Annotated in this window: 19 protein-coding genes; 13 read left to right on the top strand and 6 right to left on the bottom strand. The window is 42.1% G+C overall.

The window, feature by feature from the left end:
* Positions 1–130 precede the first annotated feature (130 nt).
* Positions 131–472: a hypothetical protein gene (locus ACQKMP_RS05715; RefSeq protein WP_427468985.1), complete on the top strand. Its 342-nt coding sequence runs from the start codon at positions 131–133 to the stop codon at positions 470–472.
* Between the two features lie 12 nt (positions 473–484).
* On the opposite strand, the gene ACQKMP_RS05710 is transcribed toward ACQKMP_RS05715, so the two are convergent.
* Positions 485–1,174, bottom strand: coding sequence for a Crp/Fnr family transcriptional regulator (locus ACQKMP_RS05710; RefSeq protein ID WP_339246521.1), 690 nt, complete (start codon positions 1,172–1,174; stop codon positions 485–487).
* An 80-nt stretch (positions 1,175–1,254) separates the two neighbouring features.
* On the opposite strand from ACQKMP_RS05710, the gene ACQKMP_RS05705 reads away from it, so the two are divergent.
* Positions 1,255–2,013: an HAD-IIB family hydrolase gene (locus ACQKMP_RS05705; RefSeq protein WP_427468984.1), complete on the top strand. Its 759-nt coding sequence runs from the start codon at positions 1,255–1,257 to the stop codon at positions 2,011–2,013.
* Between the two features lie 118 nt (positions 2,014–2,131).
* Here ACQKMP_RS05705 and ACQKMP_RS05700 read toward each other — a convergent pair whose 3' ends face one another.
* From ACQKMP_RS05700 to ACQKMP_RS05685, 4 genes are all read right to left on the bottom strand, one after another.
* A complete protein-coding gene (locus tag ACQKMP_RS05700; RefSeq protein ID WP_042193534.1) occupies positions 2,132–3,331 on the bottom strand; it encodes an MFS transporter in 1,200 nt (399 codons plus the stop codon).
* A gap of 66 nt (positions 3,332–3,397) precedes the next feature.
* Positions 3,398–4,015: a sugar O-acetyltransferase gene (locus ACQKMP_RS05695; RefSeq protein ID WP_042186427.1), complete on the bottom strand. Its 618-nt coding sequence runs from the start codon at positions 4,013–4,015 to the stop codon at positions 3,398–3,400.
* 29 nt (positions 4,016–4,044) lie between these two features.
* Entirely contained in the window at positions 4,045–5,001 is a 957-nt protein-coding gene (locus ACQKMP_RS05690; RefSeq protein WP_427469215.1) for an ROK family protein, read from the bottom strand.
* 363 nt (positions 5,002–5,364) lie between these two features.
* On the bottom strand, positions 5,365–5,874 hold the full coding sequence (locus ACQKMP_RS05685) for a GNAT family N-acetyltransferase (protein ID WP_427468983.1): 510 nt from the start codon (positions 5,872–5,874) through the stop codon (positions 5,365–5,367).
* A gap of 124 nt (positions 5,875–5,998) precedes the next feature.
* Here ACQKMP_RS05685 and ACQKMP_RS05680 point away from each other — a divergent pair, with 124 nt between their 5' ends.
* The 5 genes from ACQKMP_RS05680 (at position 5,999) to ACQKMP_RS05660 (ending at position 12,881) form a co-directional block, all read left to right on the top strand.
* Complete coding sequence (locus ACQKMP_RS05680) at positions 5,999–6,856, top strand: LysR family transcriptional regulator (RefSeq protein WP_427468982.1); 858 nt, start codon at positions 5,999–6,001, stop codon at positions 6,854–6,856.
* A gap of 110 nt (positions 6,857–6,966) precedes the next feature.
* The gene (locus tag ACQKMP_RS05675) at positions 6,967–10,053 is read left to right on the top strand and encodes a sensor histidine kinase (RefSeq protein WP_339248491.1); all 3,087 of its coding nucleotides are present in this window, start codon (positions 6,967–6,969) and stop codon (positions 10,051–10,053) included.
* Complete coding sequence (locus tag ACQKMP_RS05670; protein ID WP_427468981.1) at positions 10,050–11,162, top strand: response regulator; 1,113 nt, start codon at positions 10,050–10,052, stop codon at positions 11,160–11,162. The genes ACQKMP_RS05675 and ACQKMP_RS05670 overlap by 4 nt, the downstream gene beginning before the upstream one ends.
* A gap of 229 nt (positions 11,163–11,391) precedes the next feature.
* Entirely contained in the window at positions 11,392–11,883 is a 492-nt protein-coding gene (locus ACQKMP_RS05665; RefSeq protein ID WP_339246535.1) for an RNA polymerase sigma factor, read from the top strand.
* The gene (locus ACQKMP_RS05660; protein WP_339246538.1) at positions 11,880–12,881 is read left to right on the top strand and encodes an anti-sigma factor; all 1,002 of its coding nucleotides are present in this window, start codon (positions 11,880–11,882) and stop codon (positions 12,879–12,881) included. The genes ACQKMP_RS05665 and ACQKMP_RS05660 overlap by 4 nt, the downstream gene beginning before the upstream one ends.
* Before the next feature lie 77 nt (positions 12,882–12,958).
* Here ACQKMP_RS05660 and ACQKMP_RS05655 read toward each other — a convergent pair whose 3' ends face one another.
* On the bottom strand, positions 12,959–13,303 hold the full coding sequence (locus ACQKMP_RS05655; protein WP_042186450.1) for a winged helix-turn-helix transcriptional regulator: 345 nt from the start codon (positions 13,301–13,303) through the stop codon (positions 12,959–12,961).
* A 174-nt stretch (positions 13,304–13,477) separates the two neighbouring features.
* Here ACQKMP_RS05655 and ACQKMP_RS05650 point away from each other — a divergent pair, with 174 nt between their 5' ends.
* The 6 genes from ACQKMP_RS05650 to ACQKMP_RS05625 all read left to right on the top strand — a co-directional run bounded on the left by ACQKMP_RS05650 (position 13,478) and on the right by ACQKMP_RS05625 (position 19,152).
* Positions 13,478–14,410 carry an aldo/keto reductase family protein gene (locus ACQKMP_RS05650; protein ID WP_339246542.1) on the top strand — a complete coding sequence of 311 codons (933 nt, stop codon included), beginning with the start codon at positions 13,478–13,480 and terminating at the stop codon, positions 14,408–14,410.
* A gap of 30 nt (positions 14,411–14,440) precedes the next feature.
* Complete coding sequence (locus tag ACQKMP_RS05645) at positions 14,441–15,289, top strand: NAD(P)-dependent oxidoreductase (RefSeq protein WP_339246544.1); 849 nt, start codon at positions 14,441–14,443, stop codon at positions 15,287–15,289.
* 82 nt (positions 15,290–15,371) lie between these two features.
* Complete coding sequence (locus ACQKMP_RS05640; protein WP_427468980.1) at positions 15,372–16,394, top strand: SDR family oxidoreductase; 1,023 nt, start codon at positions 15,372–15,374, stop codon at positions 16,392–16,394.
* A 153-nt stretch (positions 16,395–16,547) separates the two neighbouring features.
* Positions 16,548–17,207: a class I SAM-dependent methyltransferase gene (locus tag ACQKMP_RS05635; RefSeq protein ID WP_076283335.1), complete on the top strand. Its 660-nt coding sequence runs from the start codon at positions 16,548–16,550 to the stop codon at positions 17,205–17,207.
* 124 nt (positions 17,208–17,331) lie between these two features.
* The gene (locus ACQKMP_RS05630) at positions 17,332–18,354 is read left to right on the top strand and encodes a CapA family protein (RefSeq protein ID WP_042193538.1); all 1,023 of its coding nucleotides are present in this window, start codon (positions 17,332–17,334) and stop codon (positions 18,352–18,354) included.
* Between the two features lie 540 nt (positions 18,355–18,894).
* Complete coding sequence (locus ACQKMP_RS05625; RefSeq protein ID WP_042125931.1) at positions 18,895–19,152, top strand: AbrB/MazE/SpoVT family DNA-binding domain-containing protein; 258 nt, start codon at positions 18,895–18,897, stop codon at positions 19,150–19,152.
* The last annotated feature ends 108 nt before the right edge of the window (positions 19,153–19,260 follow it).

Genomic DNA, 19,260 nt, shown 5'->3' with positions numbered 1-19,260 from the left:
ATTAAAGATTTCAAAAGGAGTAAAGCACCCCCCAAAGGGCTTTACTCCTTTTTAACATCTAGTCTAAGCTATGATATTATTACCTTATATTTTCCTATAAATAACAAAATATGAGTTGGGAGGTTTATGAATGAGAAGTAAGCCTAACTTGATAATGCTGTTATTGTTTGCTTTGACGATTATACTTTCAGCCTGTAATGATAAAAAAGCTGCGATATTGTCCATGGATGAAGTACGGGATCTAGCTCAGCAAGGCGAGGCGTTGTCGTGGAGGGATTTTGAAGGTTATCCCTTTGAAGACGTCGGTTCAGGTTTGTACATCCGCAAATATGAAATCAATGATGACTACCATGTATTAGTTGGTGGCGGAAGTGTTGATACAGCTCCTCTGTATATAAATCTTGTCAAAAGAAACGGAGAAAAGATCGATATCCGTTATGATGACATCGATCATTTTATCCGAATTAAATGATGGGCTTTTAGGTTATTCAAATCTTATTCCGTTAGACATTTCATCCAAACGATCCCAGTCGAGTACTACAATTTCTTGCTTAACTTTATATAAGATCTCCATGTCGGTGAGCCGCTGAATGACACGGTTTAAATGGCGGGGGGTAGTCCCGATCAAAGAGGCTATATCTGGGATATATGGCGTCTGAATTTCTTTTCCAAACTCACGTTGGAGTTGAATGGTTAATAAATAACTTGCAAACCGTTCCTCTACAGAGCCCAGCAAGTTCGTTCGGGATGCCGATGTGCAGGTTAGAAGCTTGTAGGAGAGATGTTTCAGTAATAAGTCTTTAAAGCTATGGTTATCCATTAGGTCAGACTCAACCTTTTGTTTCGGGATAAATAAGAGGTTGGTTTGCAGTACGGCTTCCACTTGTGATTGGACCACAACCTCCTGCACGTATTCAATGTCCCCGAATAATGACAAGGGTGAGCAGAACCGTAATACCAAGGATTTTCCCGTTCCCACACTAGAAGAGACCTTAGTACGCCCCTCCACTTGAAAATAAATTCCGTCCAGCTCATCGCCCTCATGCAAAATGATTTCATTCTGCTCATAGACACGTAACTGAATTAAAGCATGTTTTGATGTCGTGAATACTTGATTTAGATTAAATTGGGTAATGTAATGTGCTATAAGATTTGGATCCTGAATAGTTTTCATTGCGTACTCCTTTTTGGACATCGGTCCTTTCTATTATATACGAACTCGTTATTATAGAGAAAAAGGGGAGGATATAGACGATGAAATTTATTTTTGATTTAGATGGAACCATATGTTTTAGCGGCAAACCTTTGAGTATACGAATCGTACAAGCCTTGGATACTCTAATTGAAAAAGGTCATGAGGTTATTTTTGCGTCAGCCCGGCCTATTCGTGATTTATTGCCTGTGTTGCCTGCACATATGCACCATTATCCGATGGTAGGTGGGAATGGCGCGTTTATTGCAAAGGGTGGAGAGGTGATTTCGACCATACATTTTGACGCGCAGACTGCGGAGAACATACTGAATTTGATTCAAGAATTTGAAGCCACTTATTTGATTGACAGTCACTGGGATTATGCATACTCGGGTTCTGATGATCATCCCATTCGAAGAAATGTAGATCCAGAACAACGCGCCAAAAATGTAAGTCCATCTGAGCTGGATGAGCTTGTGAAAGTAGTTATTTTGAGAAGCCTAAACGGGGAACAGTTATTAGATCAATTACATAGACTACCTGTTGTGATTTATAGACATGGTCAAGAGGACATTATTGATATTAGCCCTAAAGGTATAAATAAATGGACAGGATTACAACAATTAGGCGTAGAAATGCAGCAATTTATTGCTTTTGGTAACGATGCTAACGACATAGAAATGTTTAGACATTCCGCTCATTCGGTATGTGTTGGAGAACACACAGAGCTTGGTGAATTGGCAACGGAAAAGGTGTGCAACGAAGAGGAGCAAATTGTTAGAAAAATACTGGAGCTGATGAGTGGGCTGCGGATCGCTTAGTCCATCAACTGATGATCTTAGCTCGCCGTTCGGTGCAGCACATACAGGGAAGCTATAATTGAAATCCAAAAAACCTGCCGATTAAAACGACAGGTTTTTTTAAGTATTATAGATGAGGTTAGATAAGTTCTTGGCGGCGATGTAAATAACGATATAGAATACAACCGGATATCGCGCATATCGCTGCACATAATCCGATAAAACCATAACCGGCTTGAAGTCCGCGTAATAAACCTATTTGCGTCTCTGCACCGTAAAGCCGCTTCACGCCTTCGATCACAGCACCTATAGCATAGTTGCCAATTACGCTACCTACTCCCATTAACGTGACTGTAAATGTGATGGCGGTGTCGCTACCATGTGGATATCTTTTGGCGATAAAAGCCATAACCGTAGGATAAATCATCGCAATCCCGATTCCTGCAGCGGCAAATAGAAATGCGAGCTTTTCTCCACCCAAAATTGCGGCAAACGTACACAGGGCAGAGAAGGCTGAAAAGATGATAAGCGATAGGTTAAATCCAATCTTATCAGTAACGGGTCCGAGCAGGAGTCTTGCTAACGAGAAGCAGAGAAAGAAGGTAGACAGCATCCCAGATGCAGTAACCGTATCCCACAGGTATGCTTTTTCAAGGAAATTTACGAGCCATCCGCCTACAGCAAGCTCCGACACTACTCCGAAGGAAAGGATAAGAACCATTAGCCATAAAGCAGGGTCACGGACAAGCGTTTTTAAGGGAATACGGTCCTCATGTGGAAGATCGTCACCTGGAAAAGTACTCCGTAAGGCAAATAGTATAGGCAGTAAAGATAAGCTAAGCATTATTAGATACATTCCGCGCCAATCCAGAGTATGACCGAATATACTTACTGTCATCAGCCCTGTTGCCATTAGTGGAGCTAACGTGGAACTAAACCCGTAAAAGAAATGGGATAAGTTCATCATCGTCCCGGTATTTTTAACGAAGATACGTGCTCCCAGAATGGCAAGTCCAATCTCAAGCATTCCGTTTCCGATATACATCAGGAAGTATGAAGCCGAGAAGAGGGGATAGCTATGGGAGATGTAAATTAGAACGCCAGAGAATATCATGGATGCGAAAGCGATAATACTGACAGCCTTGATCCCCCACTTACGAACCAATACAGCTGTGAAGGAACAGGCGATCAAATAACCTAGTGCGTTTAGGGATAGAAGGGTACCCAGCTGCTTTTCGTCCAGACTGAAGTCAAACTGAATTCTTGGAATGGCTGGCCCTTTAATATTTTCCGATATCCCAAACACAATAAACCCCAAAAAGATCGTAGCCAATTGCATGGCATAAACCTTATTAAATCCGCCAAAACGCTTTTTCAACGTGAGAACCTCCAGAATCGGGTATCTTTATTGCTCGATGTCTCTGTAGTACTCTTCTTTAAGCTTCTCCCAGTGTTGTTTATCGTCCTCTGTAATTTCTCTTAGCACTCTGCAAGGATTCCCCACTGCGATTACATTGTCAGGTATATCTTTAGTCACGACAGAGCCTGCGCCGATGATTACATTGTTGCCGATATTTACCCCGGGATTGATAACGGCATTTCCGCCAACCCAGACATTGTTTCCAATGGTAATCGGTGTACCGAATTCGAGCAGACTAATACGAACGTCCGCATCTATAGGGTGGCCAGCGGTATATACGCTTACTCTAGGTCCAAAGAGGACATTCTCACCTATCGTTACTTTTGCTACGTCCAGGATAATGCAGTCGAAATTGGCGTAAAAGTTATTTCCGACAGTAATATTGCTGCCATAATCGCAGCGGAAAGGTGGCTCAATATGCAACGATTCACCCGTAGACTCGAATAATTGCTTAAGTAATTCTACTCTATATTCGCCTTGTTCTTCCGTCGTATTGTTAAATAAACGAGTGAGCATTCTCGATCTTTTGCTATCCCTAGCTAATTCTTCTCCACCAGCCATGTAAAGCTTTCCTGCAATCATATTCTCTTTGTTTGTAGCCATTCGTAATTCCTCCTGAAGTCCTTGTTGTTTTACCGCCGCTTCTCAACCAGCTGCAACGAATAGGTCAAGCTTTCCAGCGTGATCGCAATTAATCCGTTCATGTAATAATCATCAGGGTGATCCAGCACAATTAGATGAGGCATATGCTCTTCTGGAATGAATGCCAGACAACTTTGATAGATATGTGGCACATCCTCTTGTCTAACTTGTTCACCTGTGAGCGCAATCGTCTCGGGGTTAATAACTGCCGTCAATGAAGCGATGGTGTGAGCTGCCAATGGGATAAACGTTTCTGTCTGCCCCAAACGAATGAATTGCTCGTCACGAGAGATTCCAAACGGTAAAAATGAGACTTCGCCCGCGAATCTAGTATTGCCTTTGTGGATATGCCCGTCGATCATCATCCCTGCACCTGGAAAGGCACCTTTGATAAAGGTCAACACGACGATGGTCTTATCCTCTTCGTAATCCTGCTGTTTATAGAATCCGTAAACGGTTAGATTCATGTCATTTTCAACTGTGACTTCAACCTCGTATTTCTCTCTGAGGAGTGACTCTAAGGGAGCGTGAATTAAAGTGTTGATATCACAAATATTGATGACGCCTCGGTGAACCAGTCCCGGTATTCCAATACCAACGGCTTTGATGTTGTTATAGGCTTGAATTAGTGTGCCTACTAAATGATCAATGGTTGTAGCGTCAATACTCTCAGTCTTGATATATCCATCATCTAGACGTTCGCCAACGGAATTTGTTAATGCATAGGTTAAGGATTGTTGGCCATCTTCAATTTTGGCATAGATGCATGCGATGTAGGAGAAATCGACATTATAGATGAATCTTCGGGCCGGCCGGCCTCCATTCGAAGCCTCCAGCTCCGTCTCAATGACTTCACCTGTCTCCATAAGCTCATTCAGAATATTTCCGCAAGTGGCAATACTTAACCCGGTGGCGGTTGCAATCGTTGATTTGGTTCCTTCTTTCATCGATTTCAAGGCTTGCTTGATAAGCTCCTGATTTATCTTTTTAACACGAATAGAATTGTTTGCGATTTGGTTTATTTTAATCACCTCTAGACTTTTGAAAATGGTTATTAAAAGTGCTGTTAATACTATAACTTGGTGTTTTATAAATGTCTATATTAGTTGAACTTAAGATTTTTCTATTAAGGTAATTGTGTGACTGCGGTGAATGCTTGGACTTCCGGCCGCTGTTGTCCCCAGATTTCTTGATTATATACCGTGTTTCACGGTTGAAATCCGGAGGCAAAGGCGGGCGCTATCGCTCCTACAGTTTCAAGATTCCCCTTCGCCACTCTTCCTTTTAGAATGTTTTTAAGTTCAAAATGTCTAGCCAATAACCTTATAATAAAAAATCGTCGCATGTAATTCACCATTTGCTGATATCGCATAGCTCGGAATACGTCCAGCTTGTATGTAGCCCATTGAAGTATAGAGGAGGTTGGAAGGGTCACCTTCTCTTGTATCAAGCACTATTAAAGACCGGTCTTCCTGCTTAGCTCTTTCTTCAGCCTTTTCCATAAGAGAACGAGCAATACCATTACGACGATAATTAGGGTGTGTCATTAGCTTTGCGATTTCGGCTCGATGCGTTCCGTTTGCTTTTGTACATAAATGTAGTTGTACACTTCCCACGATAATATCATTCATTGTTGCGACAAAAAGGATCACATCGGGCGCCAAAACATTGTGCCAATATGATGTAGAGTCTGACGGATCTAAGGGTGGTAAAAAACCAATGGAGGCTCCATCCTCCACAACCTGTATCAGAAGCTTTGAAAGCTCATCTATAGATTCTTCAATCGTTAGTAATTGTTCGATTCTGACATTGCTAACCATATAAATTCCTCCAGCACTTATAAGTTTAAAAATATAGCGAAATCATAACTGAATACATATAATTTGTATAACGAATTTTATAGATCGTAATCATTAATATTTTGAATGATAGAGGATGTTATCCATGGACTTATCTCAATTAGAAGCTTTTTTGGCGGTATGCAGAATTCGAAATTTCACCAAAGCCTCGGAACATCTACATATCTCCCAGTCCGCCGTTACCGCAAGAATAAAAGCTTTAGAAAACTCCGTGGGCAAGGTGCTCCTTACACGTGATAACCGGAATGTTAGTTTAACGCAGGCAGGGATATCTTTTGTTCCATATGCTGAGCGGATGCTTCGTTTGTTTGAAGAGAGTAAGGTGACTCTATCCGAAGAACTGGAGAACTATATCATTTTGAGTGGACCAGGGTCCGTATGGCATTATTATTACCTGCAGCATATTCTTTCATTTAGACGTGATCATCCCAAGGTAGCTATCAAATTCCTAAGTTATATTGATTCTAGCTATATGATACGTGATCTTTTGCTGGATGGAATAGTCCAGGTTGCGATTAAATATGACCCGCCGGAACATCCTAAGGTGACCAGACATCTCCTGTTTGAAGATGAGATTATTCTGGTCTCCACACAATTAAGAGAAACACCTGTAAGCAGGGAGGATTTTTTTCAGCGGGAGTATTGTCATTTAGAGTGGGGAGGTCTGTTTCCGGAATGGTTTACTAGTATCGTTGGAGCCGGCTATGTGCCTATACTTCAGACCGATCACTCGATGATTATGCTGGACATGCTGCTACTAGGAGCAGGCTTTGGATTTCTACCACGATCTATAGCACAACCTTATCTCGATCAACAGAAGCTATTTCAACTTCAATGTGAGTTAGACACGCCGATTATAAAGGCTTACGCCTTATATTTAACAGAGAATGCCGAAGACATTCGGGTACGGCTTGGGCTGGAGATGCTTGGGGTGGATAGGTAAACAGTGTCTGGAAGTGACTTACAGGCGGGACTTTGAGAGATTTTTGTGAGAGCAGTGGAGTAGAATGGTAGAATTACTCGCTGGTGAGAGGAGCCTGAAGGTTGAGGACGATGAAATATCGTGGAATAGTTGGGATGGGGTTGTTTTTTATCCTTGCCTTTTCCCTATTAGTAAGTATTATTTCCCCAACGATTCAGGACCAAGATACCCCGGTGGCCAAGCAGGGCGTACTGGATTTGTCGAGATGGGACTTTGAGAAACAGGGATTAGTTGATCTAGACGGAGAATGGGAGTTTTATGAAAATAAATTACTGAGTCCATCTGAGATTCAGCAAAGTATAGATAAGAATACTACATATCTATCTGTCCCAGGCACATGGAAAGGCAAGATCATAGAAGATGGAATGGACCGTAAAGGGGCTGGCACCTATCGACTTAAAGTGTTGGTGAAAGATTCGGATGAGATTCTTGGTTTGAAAATAAGAAGTATCCGTATGTCTCAAAAGTTGTTTATCAATGGGAAGCAAGAAGGAGAGGACGGGGTTCCTTCGACGGAAAGTGAGTCATTTAGACCAGGGAATACTCCGTATACGGTATTTTTTCAATCTAATACCCAAGAGATAGAAATTGTAATTCAAGTGTCTAACTTCAACTTTATTACTGGGGGGATCGTGAATTCAATCCCACTGGGCGTGCACACGGATATTACAAAACTGAACAGTATTCAGACGGGTACTGACATTGGAATTATATTGATCCTGGGGATGTTTGGAGCATATCATCTCAGCTTCTATTTCGTTGGGCGTAGAGAAAAGGCCTATTTGCTCAGCGGTTTATATTTGCTTATTCTTTCTTTGAACAATTCTCTATATGGAGAGAAGATATTTCAACAGTTACTACCCCATTTCCCTTTTGAATCAACTTACAAGCTATTGGAAATAAGCCAGTTTGTCGGTTCGATTATCATTATTATGTTTTACTGCTCGGTCGAGTCCCGGTTGATGTCAAGTAAGAGGATGAAGATTGTGTTGTCTCCATTTGTCCTATATCTTGTATCGGTTTTGGTGCTCCCGTATGGTGTACACATTCGTATGAAGTATCTATTTGTAACCTATCTTGGAATCGTTATGGTGGTAATCATAGTCAGAATGATCTATTTATATGTTCGCAGCCAGAGCCAGACGACGGATCGAAAAGAACTATTTTTGTTCATTGGCGGTGCGATTTCGCTCCTGATATTTTTCTTTGATGTAAGTCTTTACTCTGAAAATGTTCTGCAGACCGATTTGGTGGGTAAATGCGGAGTCATTGGTTTTATTGTTTTCTTCAATATTATGTTAGCTGTACGATTCTCAAACACTTATGATAAGACGGAAATGCTGTCCCGTCAGTTGCTAATCTCGAACCAGCTTAAAGATGAATTTCTGATGAACACTTCTCATGAGATCAAAACTCCGCTGCATGGCATTATGAATATGACATCCTTTTTATTAGAAGATGGCGAAGATAATCTGTATCCATTACAGAAACAGAATCTTTGGTTAATTAAGGACACTTCTACAAAACTGTCTATGCTCATTCAGGATTTGATTGATGTTAGTCTTTTGAAGCATGGAGAATTACGACTACAGCAGACAGTGGTTGATCTAAGGGTGGCTTCACAAATTGTATTTGATGTGTTGCAGTTTGAGCTCGCAGGGAAATCTGTGCGATTAGATAATCAGGTGGAACCCGATGTTTGGGTGCTTGCGGATGATAGTCGATTAAGACAAGTCATGTACAATTTAGTTCACAATGCGATCAAGCATACGGATAAAGGATTTATTACCATAAAAGCTTATGTAGAGGGAAGTACAGTATCTGTTACGGTGGAAGATTCAGGAACTGGGATATCCCCTGATATGCATACCGCCATATTTGAATATTTTGAACAAGTCGATAAACCACTTCCGCAAGATGGTTACACAGGAATGGGTGTGGGTCTGTATATTAGCAGAAAGCTAATTGAGCGGATGGGCGGTGAGATTCGGGTGGATTGGTCTGAGGTTGGTCAAGGCACTCGAATGATCTTCACCTTGCCCAAAATCGAGCGGATCCCAGGCTACCGCGAAGTAGCAGCTACAGGGGTGGGGCAGCACGCGCATTTTGAGCAGACCTCGCTTGATATAGTGGATCAGAGTGGATATACGATCTTAATTGTGGATGATGAGGCCTCTAACATTCATATTCTGCTGAATATTTTAAGACGGCATCATTACAATGTAATCACGGCGTTTTCAGCGAATGAAGCAATGGACAAAATGGAGCAGTACCCTAATATGGACCTAGTTATATTAGATGTCATGATGCCGGGGATTTCAGGAATTGAGTTGTGCCGAACGTTGCGGGTGCGTTACTCCATTCTGGATTTACCTATTTTGTTTGCTACAGTAAAAGACGCGCCAACAGATATTGCGCTTGGCTTCAGGGCTGGGGCGAATGATTATATAACTAAACCATTTGATGGAGAAACGCTGATTGCGAGAATTCAAACGCTGATTGCAATGAAGACATCGATACAAGAAGCGATACGAAATGAGTATGCTTTTCATCAAGCGCAAATCAAACCGCATTTTCTGTATAATGCACTGAGCAGTGTGATCTCTTTCTGTTATACAGATGGAGAGAAAGCCGCCTATTTGTTATCCATGTTAAGTCAATACATCCGTTATATTCTCGATATGGACCGTTCCACTTTAGTTGTTCCTTTGCACCGGGAGTTAGAGCTGATTCAAGCCTACGTGGAGATCGAAAAAGCGCGTTTTGGAGAACGGTTTGATTTTATTTTTTTTATGGATGAGGGTCTGCGTTCTGTTGAAATCCCTTCCTTATGTATTCAGCCATTTGTTGAAAATGCGATCAGACATGGATTGTTTGAAAAAGAGGGTCAGGGCAGAGTTTCGCTCACGGTTCAAGCAGGTAGTAACTATATGAAAGTTATCATCGAAGATGATGGTGTGGGTATGCCAGATGACTTGCTATATCAATTAACCGGAGACGAGCAGCCGGATGGCAGTATTGGAATCCATAACATTCGAAAGCGTCTAGGCGCTATACCCGGAGCTACCCTAACCATTCATTCCGACCTTGGGTTTGGGACCAAAGTAACAATGTATTTACCAGCAAGCCTTGGGGGCATGGAGGGAGAAACACGATGATTCGTGTAGTGATTGTTGAAGATGAGAAGCCAATTTTGAATTTGATGAAGGTACTGATCGGTCGTAATCCAGATTATACCATTAGCGGGGCCTTCTCAAATCCATTAGAGGCACTGGAGTGCATACCTGATTTACAACCGGATGTCGTGTTTATAGATGTTGAAATGCCTAAGATGAATGGTATTGAGCTGGCAAGCAGAATTCAGAAGCTAATGCATCAACCGGAGATTGTATTTACAACGGCCTACAAGAATTATGCACTGGAAGCGTTCGAGGTTAGTGCACTAGATTATATACTTAAGCCAATAACTCCCGAAGCGATCCACAGGGTCACTGAACGACTTATTAAACGAATGAGACCTGCGGTGATCCTAGAGCCAAAGAAAACGGGGCCTATGATCCGCTGTTTTGGCGGATTTGAAGTTTGTGATTCAGAAGGCAAGCCCATTCATTTTCGAACGCGCAGAGCAGAGGAATTATTCGCATATTTTCTATGCAATGCAGGTCGTTATATCAGTAAATGGAGAATAATTGATTTGTTATGGCCAGATATGCAGGATGAGAGAGGGGCATCCAACCTGTATAATACGATTTACCTCTTGAAAAAAATGCTAAAAGAAAAGGGCTTCGGCATGGAAATCCGTAAAATGAATGATGGTTATATGCTGGAGACCGGAAATGAAAGTTATGATGCTCTTGATTATCAAAGGTTTCATTTAGAAATGGCTGAAGGGAAACAAAACACTACTCAAATGGAGCGGCTTTGTTTCTTATATCAGGGGCCCCTGTTGGATGGAAAGCCTTATCTATGGAAGATTTCGCTGGAGGAAGCTTATTGCAAGTATTTTACAACCTGGACTCGATTGCTAGTGGACAGAGATTGTGCTACTCAGGATTGGCATAAAGCGGAGCAACGATTAGAAAAGTTCTTGGGTTTATATCCTCTTCATGAAGAGATGAACCAGCAAATGATTGATATATATGCTAGGCTCGGAAATAAGGATAAGATCGCACGGCTCTATGAGAAATTCGAGATTGCTTATCGTTCGGAGCTGGGCATGGTTCCTTCTTCAGAGTTTAAAGAGCGTGTAGTTGCATATCTGGCCTAAATTTTGATACGGACTTGGTATTTCAAAAGGCGTATGTTACTAGTATCAATGAATCTTCTATAAGTGAATAAATAATATTTTTTAAAAAGCACCCCTTTACGCTATACGGTATCTATATACTGTTAGCGGTAAGGGGATTTTTTTGCGAAACTTTTCTTTTATAAGTTTTTTCTACTTTCAGCTAACATTTCGAGAACTTAACCGTTATACATACGAAGGGAGGTGCAGGATGAAGCCCGGGCAGCTACATCAGATACTTCAACCGAAAATGCAAGAAATCCAAAAATACTTGATTCGTCTCGGGGCACCTGCAGCCGACGCGGAGGATATCGTACAAGATACGGTATATAAGGCACTTTTGTATATCGATTCTATTGATGAGAACAAATTCAGTGCATGGCTATATAAAGTAGCGATTAATCGTTATTATGATCTGTGCCGCCGCAGCAAACGGATAGTCATTCCTATTGATTATGTGGATGTTCCAGACATGGAACTGCCAGAGGATCATGTGCTGTTAAAAGAGAAACGAGAGGACATCGAACGTGTACTAGATGAGCTTCTTCCTCTCCACAAACAGCTCATTATTATGAAGTACGAGCTGGAGCTGTCCTATCAGGAGATAGCTGAGCTCCTTGGGATTACAACGGATACGGTCAAATCGGCATTGTTTCGTGCCCGCAAGCAATTTCAAAAAAAATACAGAGGTGAAGCGGAATGACGGCTCCATGGGAACAAAAGGATGATCCAAACCTTTCGAAAATAATTAAGAAAGCAAAACGAAAAACAATGATCCGTAATACGGTCATTTCTCTGATCGTGACCATTATAGTATTGTTCGGTGGCATGCTGGGTATCTCTCAACTGACCAGCTGGTTAGCGATGCGTGGGCTGGATGAGGAGAGGATTATGATGGAAATTAGCAGTCCTAATCTTCATGAGCTGAGAACTGAGCTGGATTTAGGATTTTTATCGGGCAAAGTTGAACTGAGTACGTACAAGGTTGTTGAGGGTGTACCTGTCGTGTGGGATACTAAAAAGCTGGAATTCAGTATGAGCAGCCGTTTTTCTCTACTTTACAGGGGATACTCTAGTATTAATGTTCCTGATCCAATAATGACAAGCCAAAATTATGAATATTACCGAGGATATAACAGTCAAAATGGACAGCGGGAAATGATGTTCTATGTACCTGGGGTGAATTATAACGGTAAGGTGTTGAATGACCTACCTGCACTTGAACAAATGGAACCTGGTAAGCTGGTAGAAATGGCAGTTTCGTTTGATAAAAGCTATACACAAGCAGAAGTAGAGAAGATGCTGCCAACAGAGCTGACACAGAAGTGGTATTGGGTAGATACGTATGACAATAAAAAGAAGCTTGAGTTTATTACGAATGATAGCAGCCCGAATAAATATGCATTACCGGAATCAGCGAGACAAGTATACGGTTACGGTGTCAATTGGGAAGGCTTATTTAAACCGAAACCAGAGGATTTTTTACAATCACTAGCATATGGGCTTCAGAAAGAGGGCAAGTATTACGGAGAATTTGAGCGAATCTCGAACTATTTGAAAAAGGATAAAGCGGCACCGGATGCCAGTGACGTACAGCTATTGGGAGTTGTTGTTACAGGAACTGCTAAGGAGCTGCAAAGCCTTAGAGGAAAACCGTATGTAAATACGGCAGTACTCGGCGCGGTTGTGGATAAATATTAAGCTTATAGTAAAACAAAGAAGACCCGGGAACGATGATCCCGGGTCTATTTTGATCATTTTTCAACCAATTATTTATGCTACGTCCATTTGGCGGACCACAGCTTCATTTCCTTCAAAATTTGATGCAAATCCTCACCTTTTGGAGTTAAAGAATATTCCACTGTTACCGGGACGGTAGGAAACACATGGCGTTCTAGTACACCGTGTTCCTCTAAATGGCGTAGAGTACTAGTCAAAGCACGAGGGCTGACATTAGTGATTTTTCGCTGAAGCGCTCCAAAGCGTTGGGTACCGTCGAATAACTCCCTTAGTACGAGAAAAGCCCATTTTCCGCCCAATACCTCAAGTGTTTTTTCTACATTACATTCAATAGTAAGTGGGGTTTTAGGGATATAATTATTGCTAGATTTAGCTGTTGTCAAGGAATCTCCTCCTGTTTTGGTGCCACTATACTCTTGTATAGTAACTACTCTAGAGATCATATAGTAAACTAAATTTCACTTCTTCCTATTATATACAAACTATTCTAGAATGAATATGTGCGTTAGGCAACCTGCCGAAATCATAACACGGAACTATGGAAAGGAGCAGTTATTATGAAATATCGTAGATTAGGTGGAACAGGCCTAAAAGTTAGCGAGATTAGTCTGGGAAGCTGGCTGACATACGGAGGCTATGTAGAAAGAGATAATGCTGTTAAAGCCATTGAAACCGCTTACGAACTAGGCGTAAATTTTTTTGATACGGCAAATGTTTACGAAAAGGGTGCTGCTGAGAAAGTGCTAGGCGAGACCTTGCGGAACTATCCGAGAGAATCCTATGTGCTGGCCACTAAAGTATTTGGCGAAATGGGGACGGGACCTAACGATCGTGGTCTATCCCGCAAGCATATTACGGAACAATGTCACGCAAGCTTGCAGCGTCTCGGCGTAGAATACGTGGATATTATGTATTGCCATCGTTTCGATACGGAAACTCCAATTGAGGAGACCTTACGTGCGCTGGATGATCTGATTCGTCAAGGCAAGGTATATTATGTCGGTGTAAGTGAGTGGACTGCGGCGCAAATGACAGATGCGCTAGCTGTAGCAGACCGCTATTTACTGGATCATATCGTGGTTAACCAACCGATTTATAATATGTTCGAACGTTATATTGAGAAAGAAATTATTCCGCTCGGCGAGCGACGTGGCATTGGACAGGTTGTTTTCTCTCCACTGGCTCAAGGGCTGTTAACAGGAAAGTATAACGCGGACATCCCTGAAGATAGCCGTGCGGCTAAGCTGGATCGGTTGAAAAAGGCGATTACAGAAGAGAAGATTGAAAAGGTTCGCCAACTGAGCGGGGTAGCTGCGGAGCTGAATATTTCTGTGGGAAATCTGGCTTTGGCTTGGATTCTGCGTCAGCCTAATGTAGCAAGTGCGCTAGTGGGTGCCAGTCGTCCGCAGCAGGTCGAAGAGAATGTTAAGGCTTCGGGAATAGAACTTTCCGAGGATATTTTGAAGAAAATTGAAGAGATTCTTAACTAGAGATAGATTCATAAAAAAGGAGATATGATCATGGCGAAAGTAGTTGTTACTGGCGGAAGCGGGATGCTCGGCAGATGGGTGGTCCGGCATTTTGTTGAGCAAGGGTATGAGGTTGTGAATGTGGATACGCAAAAATCTCCAGATTCCTTGTGCCAAACGATCATTGCTGATTTGAATAATTTAGGTGAAGTGTACGGCGTACTTGCAGGCGCTGATGCAGTTGTGCATCTGGCTGCGATCCCGGCCGCAAATATAAAGACGAGTGAAGTCACCTTTCAAAATAATGTAGTATCCACCTATAACATTCTGGAGGCTGCTGCTGGACTAGGCATTCGCAAAGCAGTTATTGCTTCCAGTGAATCCTCTTATGGCATCTGTTTTGCGGTTAACCCATTGGGTCCGCAGTACGTGCCTATGGATGAGGAGCATCCACAATTACCTGAGGACAGTTACGGTCTATCTAAAGTTGTGAATGAAAAGACAGCAGAGATGTTCCAGCGCAGAACGGGTATACAAGTCGTTTCCCTAAGAATCGGAAATGTCATTGACCCATCGACGTATGAACGTTTCCCTTCCTTCATTCATGATCCCGCGCAGCGTGATCGGATTCTGTGGAGTTATATTGATACACGGGATGTAGCGACAGCTTGCCAATTGGCGATTGAAACGGACGGATTGGGCGCAGTTGCTCTTAATATATGCGCAGATGAGACCAGTATGGCTGTTCCTAGCAGAGAGTTAATGGCCGCACGTTATCCAGAGGTGACGGATTTCCGCCAGCCGCTGGAAGGCCATGAGTCGTTACTCAGCAATGCGAAGGCGAAGAAGCTGCTGAATTGGCAGCCCAAGCACTTATGGCGAGATTACGTTAATGAATAAATGACGAGCCAGGTTTACTTTTACTATAAATGAGAGTTCAAAAAGTACGGTTTTTGAACATCCTCTATAAGGAGCGTGTGAAATGAAGGTATTATTTATCGGAGGTACGGGACTGATTAGCCAGGCTGTATCCCCGCACGCGGTAGAACAAGGAATAGAGCTGTATTTGTTCAACAGAGGACAAAGAGGCGAATTCGTTCCGGATGGGGCGAAGGTGATTCAAGGTGACATTCGTAATCCGGCGGAGGCTGCCGAAGTATTGCGAGATTATGAATTTGACGTAGTGGTAGACTGGATTGCTTTTACACCGGAACATGTGCAGACAGATATTGATCTGTTTACAGGTAAAACGAAGCAGTACATTTTTATCAGCTCGGCCTCGGCTTATCAGAAGCCACAGCGTAATTATATAATCACAGAAGAGACACCCCTGGAGAATCCTTATTGGGAATACTCGAGAAATAAAATTGCTTGTGAGCAGCTATTGATGGAAGCACACAAGAGCAGCGGATTCCCGGTTACGATTGTTCGTCCTTCCCATACTTACGGAAACACAGCCATCCCTGCGGCACTCACGAGCGGACAGCATCCTTGGTCCTTGATTGATCGTATCCGTCGTGGCTTGCCTTTAGTCATCCATGGAGATGGAACATCTTTGTGGACACTGACGCATAACTCAGATTTTGCCAAAGGATTCGTCGGATTGCTTGGGCATCCGGAAGCGATTGGGGAGGCCATTCATATTACTTCTGATGAGGTGTTGAACTGGAATCAGATCTATGCGGCCATTGGGCAAGCGGCAGGTGTGGAGCCGAAAGTGGTTCATATCTCTACAGACTTTATCACAGCCTTCTCCCCTCCAGGGACGGCTGATGGCTTGATCGGCGATCAAGCGGTCAGCAGTGTTTTTGACAATCGTAAAATCAAACGTCTCGTGCCTGACTTCCAGGCTGCCGTTCCTTTCTCTGAAGGGATAAAGCAGTCAATTGCTTGGTTCGAGGCTCATCCAGATCAATGCACGGTTGATGCGGAATGGTCTGCTTTACTAGATCATTTGATCGAGAAACATGGAGTTGAGGCCAAGCCTCTATCCTTTTACTCATAAGATTTGTACGGTTAATATTTAAAGACGGTCTGTTCCTAAGGGAGCAGCCGTTTTTTTTGGGTTTGTCTAGCTCAATGTAAGGTTATGGAATGAATCAGCAAATCATGAATATACTCTCACTACCTTAAATTCCGTTAAAAAGGAGTCCTGGCCATGCCAACACATCCCTTTGTCTCGCGTTTTTTTGTAAACTCAGATGCAAGCCGTGAGAAGTTAATTTATGATTTGCCAGAATCCTGGTGGAGCCGTCCCTTTGAATATGAGTGGTGTATTAACTTTATTTCTCCACATGGTGTGGTGCTGGATGCTGCTTGTGGAATTCCTCATCCCTTGAAATTTTATTTAGCTGGGGTATGTGCAGAGGTTTATGCTTGCGATATGGACAGCAGGGTTATTTACCGGGAGGACATCCTAGATGCGATTACAGATGAGATCGGGGAAAAAGCGGCAAAGCAGGTTATAGCTAGAAGAACGAACAACTTGCATCTTGCTCAGGCCAATCTTGCGGCTCTTCCATATGAGGATGAGAGCTTTGACACTATTTTTTGCATATCAGTGCTGGAGCATTTGACCTTAGAGGATACGGTCGGCACTTTACGGGAATTTCACCGAACGTTGAACGAAGAAGGGCTGCTCGTGCTAACGTTTGATTACCCAACGGTAAACTTAAATCTCATGAATGATTTGCTGCTGCAAGCTGGATTTCAATATTGGGGGGAGACGGATTTTGAGTTGCCTGCAGATGCTGTGTCCACAGATTTGTGGGGTGGGTTACAATGCTTCCGGGCTGTTTTGAAAAAATCAAAGGCATAACAGGTCTTCTTACCCTTAAATTAGTAATCTATTTCCAGTAAGCTAGAATAATAGCTATTATAGATTCCATAATGAGGATAGGAGGCTGTATTTTTTGAGATTAGGGTCGAATGTACTTCGCAGCATGCTACTTACTACACTTCTATTATCACTGATTCTCCCTTCGACGATTGCATCTAGTGCAGCTTCGCCATCTTCAGAACCTATCAGACTTGCTTTTGCTGGTGATATTCTCTTGGACGGTTTTGTGGGTGATCAGATCGCGAAATACGGAGTGAACTTTCCGTTTGTGAAAGTCGCACCTACCTTGCAAAAGGCAGATATCGCCTTCGCGAATCTGGAAACGCCAGTGTCTATTCGAGGGAAGGCAGCAGAGAAAACCTTTGCCTTTAGGTCTAAACCAGCAGTGCTTAGTGGCTTAACCTATGCTGGGATTGACGGCGTTTCTTTGGCTAATAATCACATTTTAGATTTCGGAACAGACGCTATGCTCGATACATTGGTGCATCTGGATCGAAACAAGATTGGCCATACAGGAGCTGGTAAAAATGTAGAGGAAGCGTTCAAACCGTATACAAGGACGGTAAAGGGGAAGAAGATCGCTATCTTAGGTGTAAGTCGAGTGCTTTCAGGCCCTTCTTGGTATGCCGGCAACAATAAACCGGGAGCTGCCTCAGCGTACACCTCGCAGCCTATGCTTACGGCTATTCAGAAGATGTCAAAGGAGAATGATTACACGATTGTGTACATTCACTGGAATGAAGAGTTTAAGGATTATCCTGAACAATACGCCCGCACGCTAGCCAAACAGATGATTGATAGTGGTGCAGATATCATACTCGGCGCACACAGCCATTGCCTGATGGGCATCGAATACTACAAAAATAAACCGATCTATTATTCACTTGGAAACTTTGTGTTTAATCGTTCAACACGTGGTGGAGAAAAGACGCTTCACTCGATGCTGGTGAATTTTGAGATTAATGAGGCTAAGGTGACTAGTAAGATTACGCCAGTCAAAATTATTGGTGGACAGCCGAACTTCATGGACGATTCTTATAATAAGAAGACGATCAAGCTAATGAATAGCCTATCTTATAATGCAATTATTGATGCGAATGGCAGGGTTACGGAGAAACCATTATAACGATAGAATAGATCGACCAGAGATCACTGGTCGGTTTTTTTTGTAATTAAATTCAATTAATTATACTAAATTTATCCAATATTTGATCTTTCTATTAATAATATGTAATACTTATATTAAATCAGTACATAGTAGAAAGCTTGATTGTCGAAAAAAGTAGATGCATAAAGCATAAATAGTCTGTATTAACTCTACTAAACGTTTTTTTGCTCTGATATACGTCGGAGTGTTTCCAGACTTGATGTATTGGGTAAATGAGGGTATCAATTGGGATACTCTTCAAGCTGATTTGTAATCGCAATGTTGGATATTTATTAATTTCAAGACAAATAATTTGGATCGCTTTACAGCATTTTGTCGAAAGTGTACATATTTTTGTCGAATAATTGTCGATAAATATCATATTTTGTAGAAATAAAATTGACAGGGAATGAATAGCACTTTAATATTAGAGTATAGCGTAATCATTACTATCACTTAGAAGCCTACATAGCTTTTAGCAAAAATGATTATTAATGTGAATTTAAGGGAGGATGTACGATGATGAAAGCGACAGGCATAGTAAGAAAAGTAGATGAATTGGGACGTATCGTAATTCCTATTGAACTACGTAGAACGATGGGAATTGACATAAAAGACCCGCTCGAGATTTTTGTAGATGGAGAGAAAATTATTCTTAGAAAATACGAGCCAACTTGTATCTTCTCCGGAAGCGCAGAGAACCTCATCAATTTCAAAGGTAAAATGGTAAGCAAAGATGTTCTCGATGAGCTGATTTCTAGCTTTGACAGAGTGTAGTCGATAGATTACACATTTTTGCTAAAAAAGAACCGGTACAGCAAGCACAATTTGTGCATGCTGCCGGTTCTTTTTTATGATAGCACAACAAAAAAAGCAGCAAATCCC

The sequence above is a fragment of the Paenibacillus sp. NPDC101420 genome, from assembly GCF_050277435.1.
Classification (GTDB): domain Bacteria; phylum Bacillota; class Bacilli; order Paenibacillales; family Paenibacillaceae; genus Paenibacillus_AQ.
The sequence above is the reverse complement of the archived record's forward strand: the minus strand, read 5'-3'. Positions and strand labels throughout refer to the sequence as shown.

Coding starts and splice junctions, on each gene's coding strand:
- ACQKMP_RS05710 (WP_339246521.1), bottom strand. CDS start 1,174: ATGAAAACTATTCAGGATCCAAATCTTATAGCACATTACATTACCCAA.
- ACQKMP_RS05700 (WP_042193534.1), bottom strand. CDS start 3,331: ATGCAATTGGCTACGATCTTTTTGGGGTTTATTGTGTTTGGGATATCG.
- ACQKMP_RS05690 (WP_427469215.1), bottom strand. CDS start 5,001: ATGAAAGAAGGAACCAAATCAACGATTGCAACCGCCACCGGGTTAAGT.
- ACQKMP_RS05635 (WP_076283335.1), top strand. CDS start 16,548: ATGCCAACACATCCCTTTGTCTCGCGTTTTTTTGTAAACTCAGATGCA.
- ACQKMP_RS05705 (WP_427468984.1), top strand. CDS start 1,255: ATGAAATTTATTTTTGATTTAGATGGAACCATATGTTTTAGCGGCAAA.
- ACQKMP_RS05630 (WP_042193538.1), top strand. CDS start 17,332: ATGCTACTTACTACACTTCTATTATCACTGATTCTCCCTTCGACGATT.
- ACQKMP_RS05645 (WP_339246544.1), top strand. CDS start 14,441: ATGGCGAAAGTAGTTGTTACTGGCGGAAGCGGGATGCTCGGCAGATGG.
- ACQKMP_RS05670 (WP_427468981.1), top strand. CDS start 10,050: ATGATTCGTGTAGTGATTGTTGAAGATGAGAAGCCAATTTTGAATTTG.
- ACQKMP_RS05665 (WP_339246535.1), top strand. CDS start 11,392: ATGAAGCCCGGGCAGCTACATCAGATACTTCAACCGAAAATGCAAGAA.
- ACQKMP_RS05660 (WP_339246538.1), top strand. CDS start 11,880: ATGACGGCTCCATGGGAACAAAAGGATGATCCAAACCTTTCGAAAATA.
- ACQKMP_RS05625 (WP_042125931.1), top strand. CDS start 18,895: ATGATGAAAGCGACAGGCATAGTAAGAAAAGTAGATGAATTGGGACGT.
- ACQKMP_RS05650 (WP_339246542.1), top strand. CDS start 13,478: ATGAAATATCGTAGATTAGGTGGAACAGGCCTAAAAGTTAGCGAGATT.
- ACQKMP_RS05715 (WP_427468985.1), top strand. CDS start 131: ATGAGAAGTAAGCCTAACTTGATAATGCTGTTATTGTTTGCTTTGACG.
- ACQKMP_RS05675 (WP_339248491.1), top strand. CDS start 6,967: ATGAAATATCGTGGAATAGTTGGGATGGGGTTGTTTTTTATCCTTGCC.
- ACQKMP_RS05695 (WP_042186427.1), bottom strand. CDS start 4,015: ATGGCTACAAACAAAGAGAATATGATTGCAGGAAAGCTTTACATGGCT.
- ACQKMP_RS05685 (WP_427468983.1), bottom strand. CDS start 5,874: ATGGTTAGCAATGTCAGAATCGAACAATTACTAACGATTGAAGAATCT.
- ACQKMP_RS05640 (WP_427468980.1), top strand. CDS start 15,372: ATGAAGGTATTATTTATCGGAGGTACGGGACTGATTAGCCAGGCTGTA.
- ACQKMP_RS05680 (WP_427468982.1), top strand. CDS start 5,999: ATGGACTTATCTCAATTAGAAGCTTTTTTGGCGGTATGCAGAATTCGA.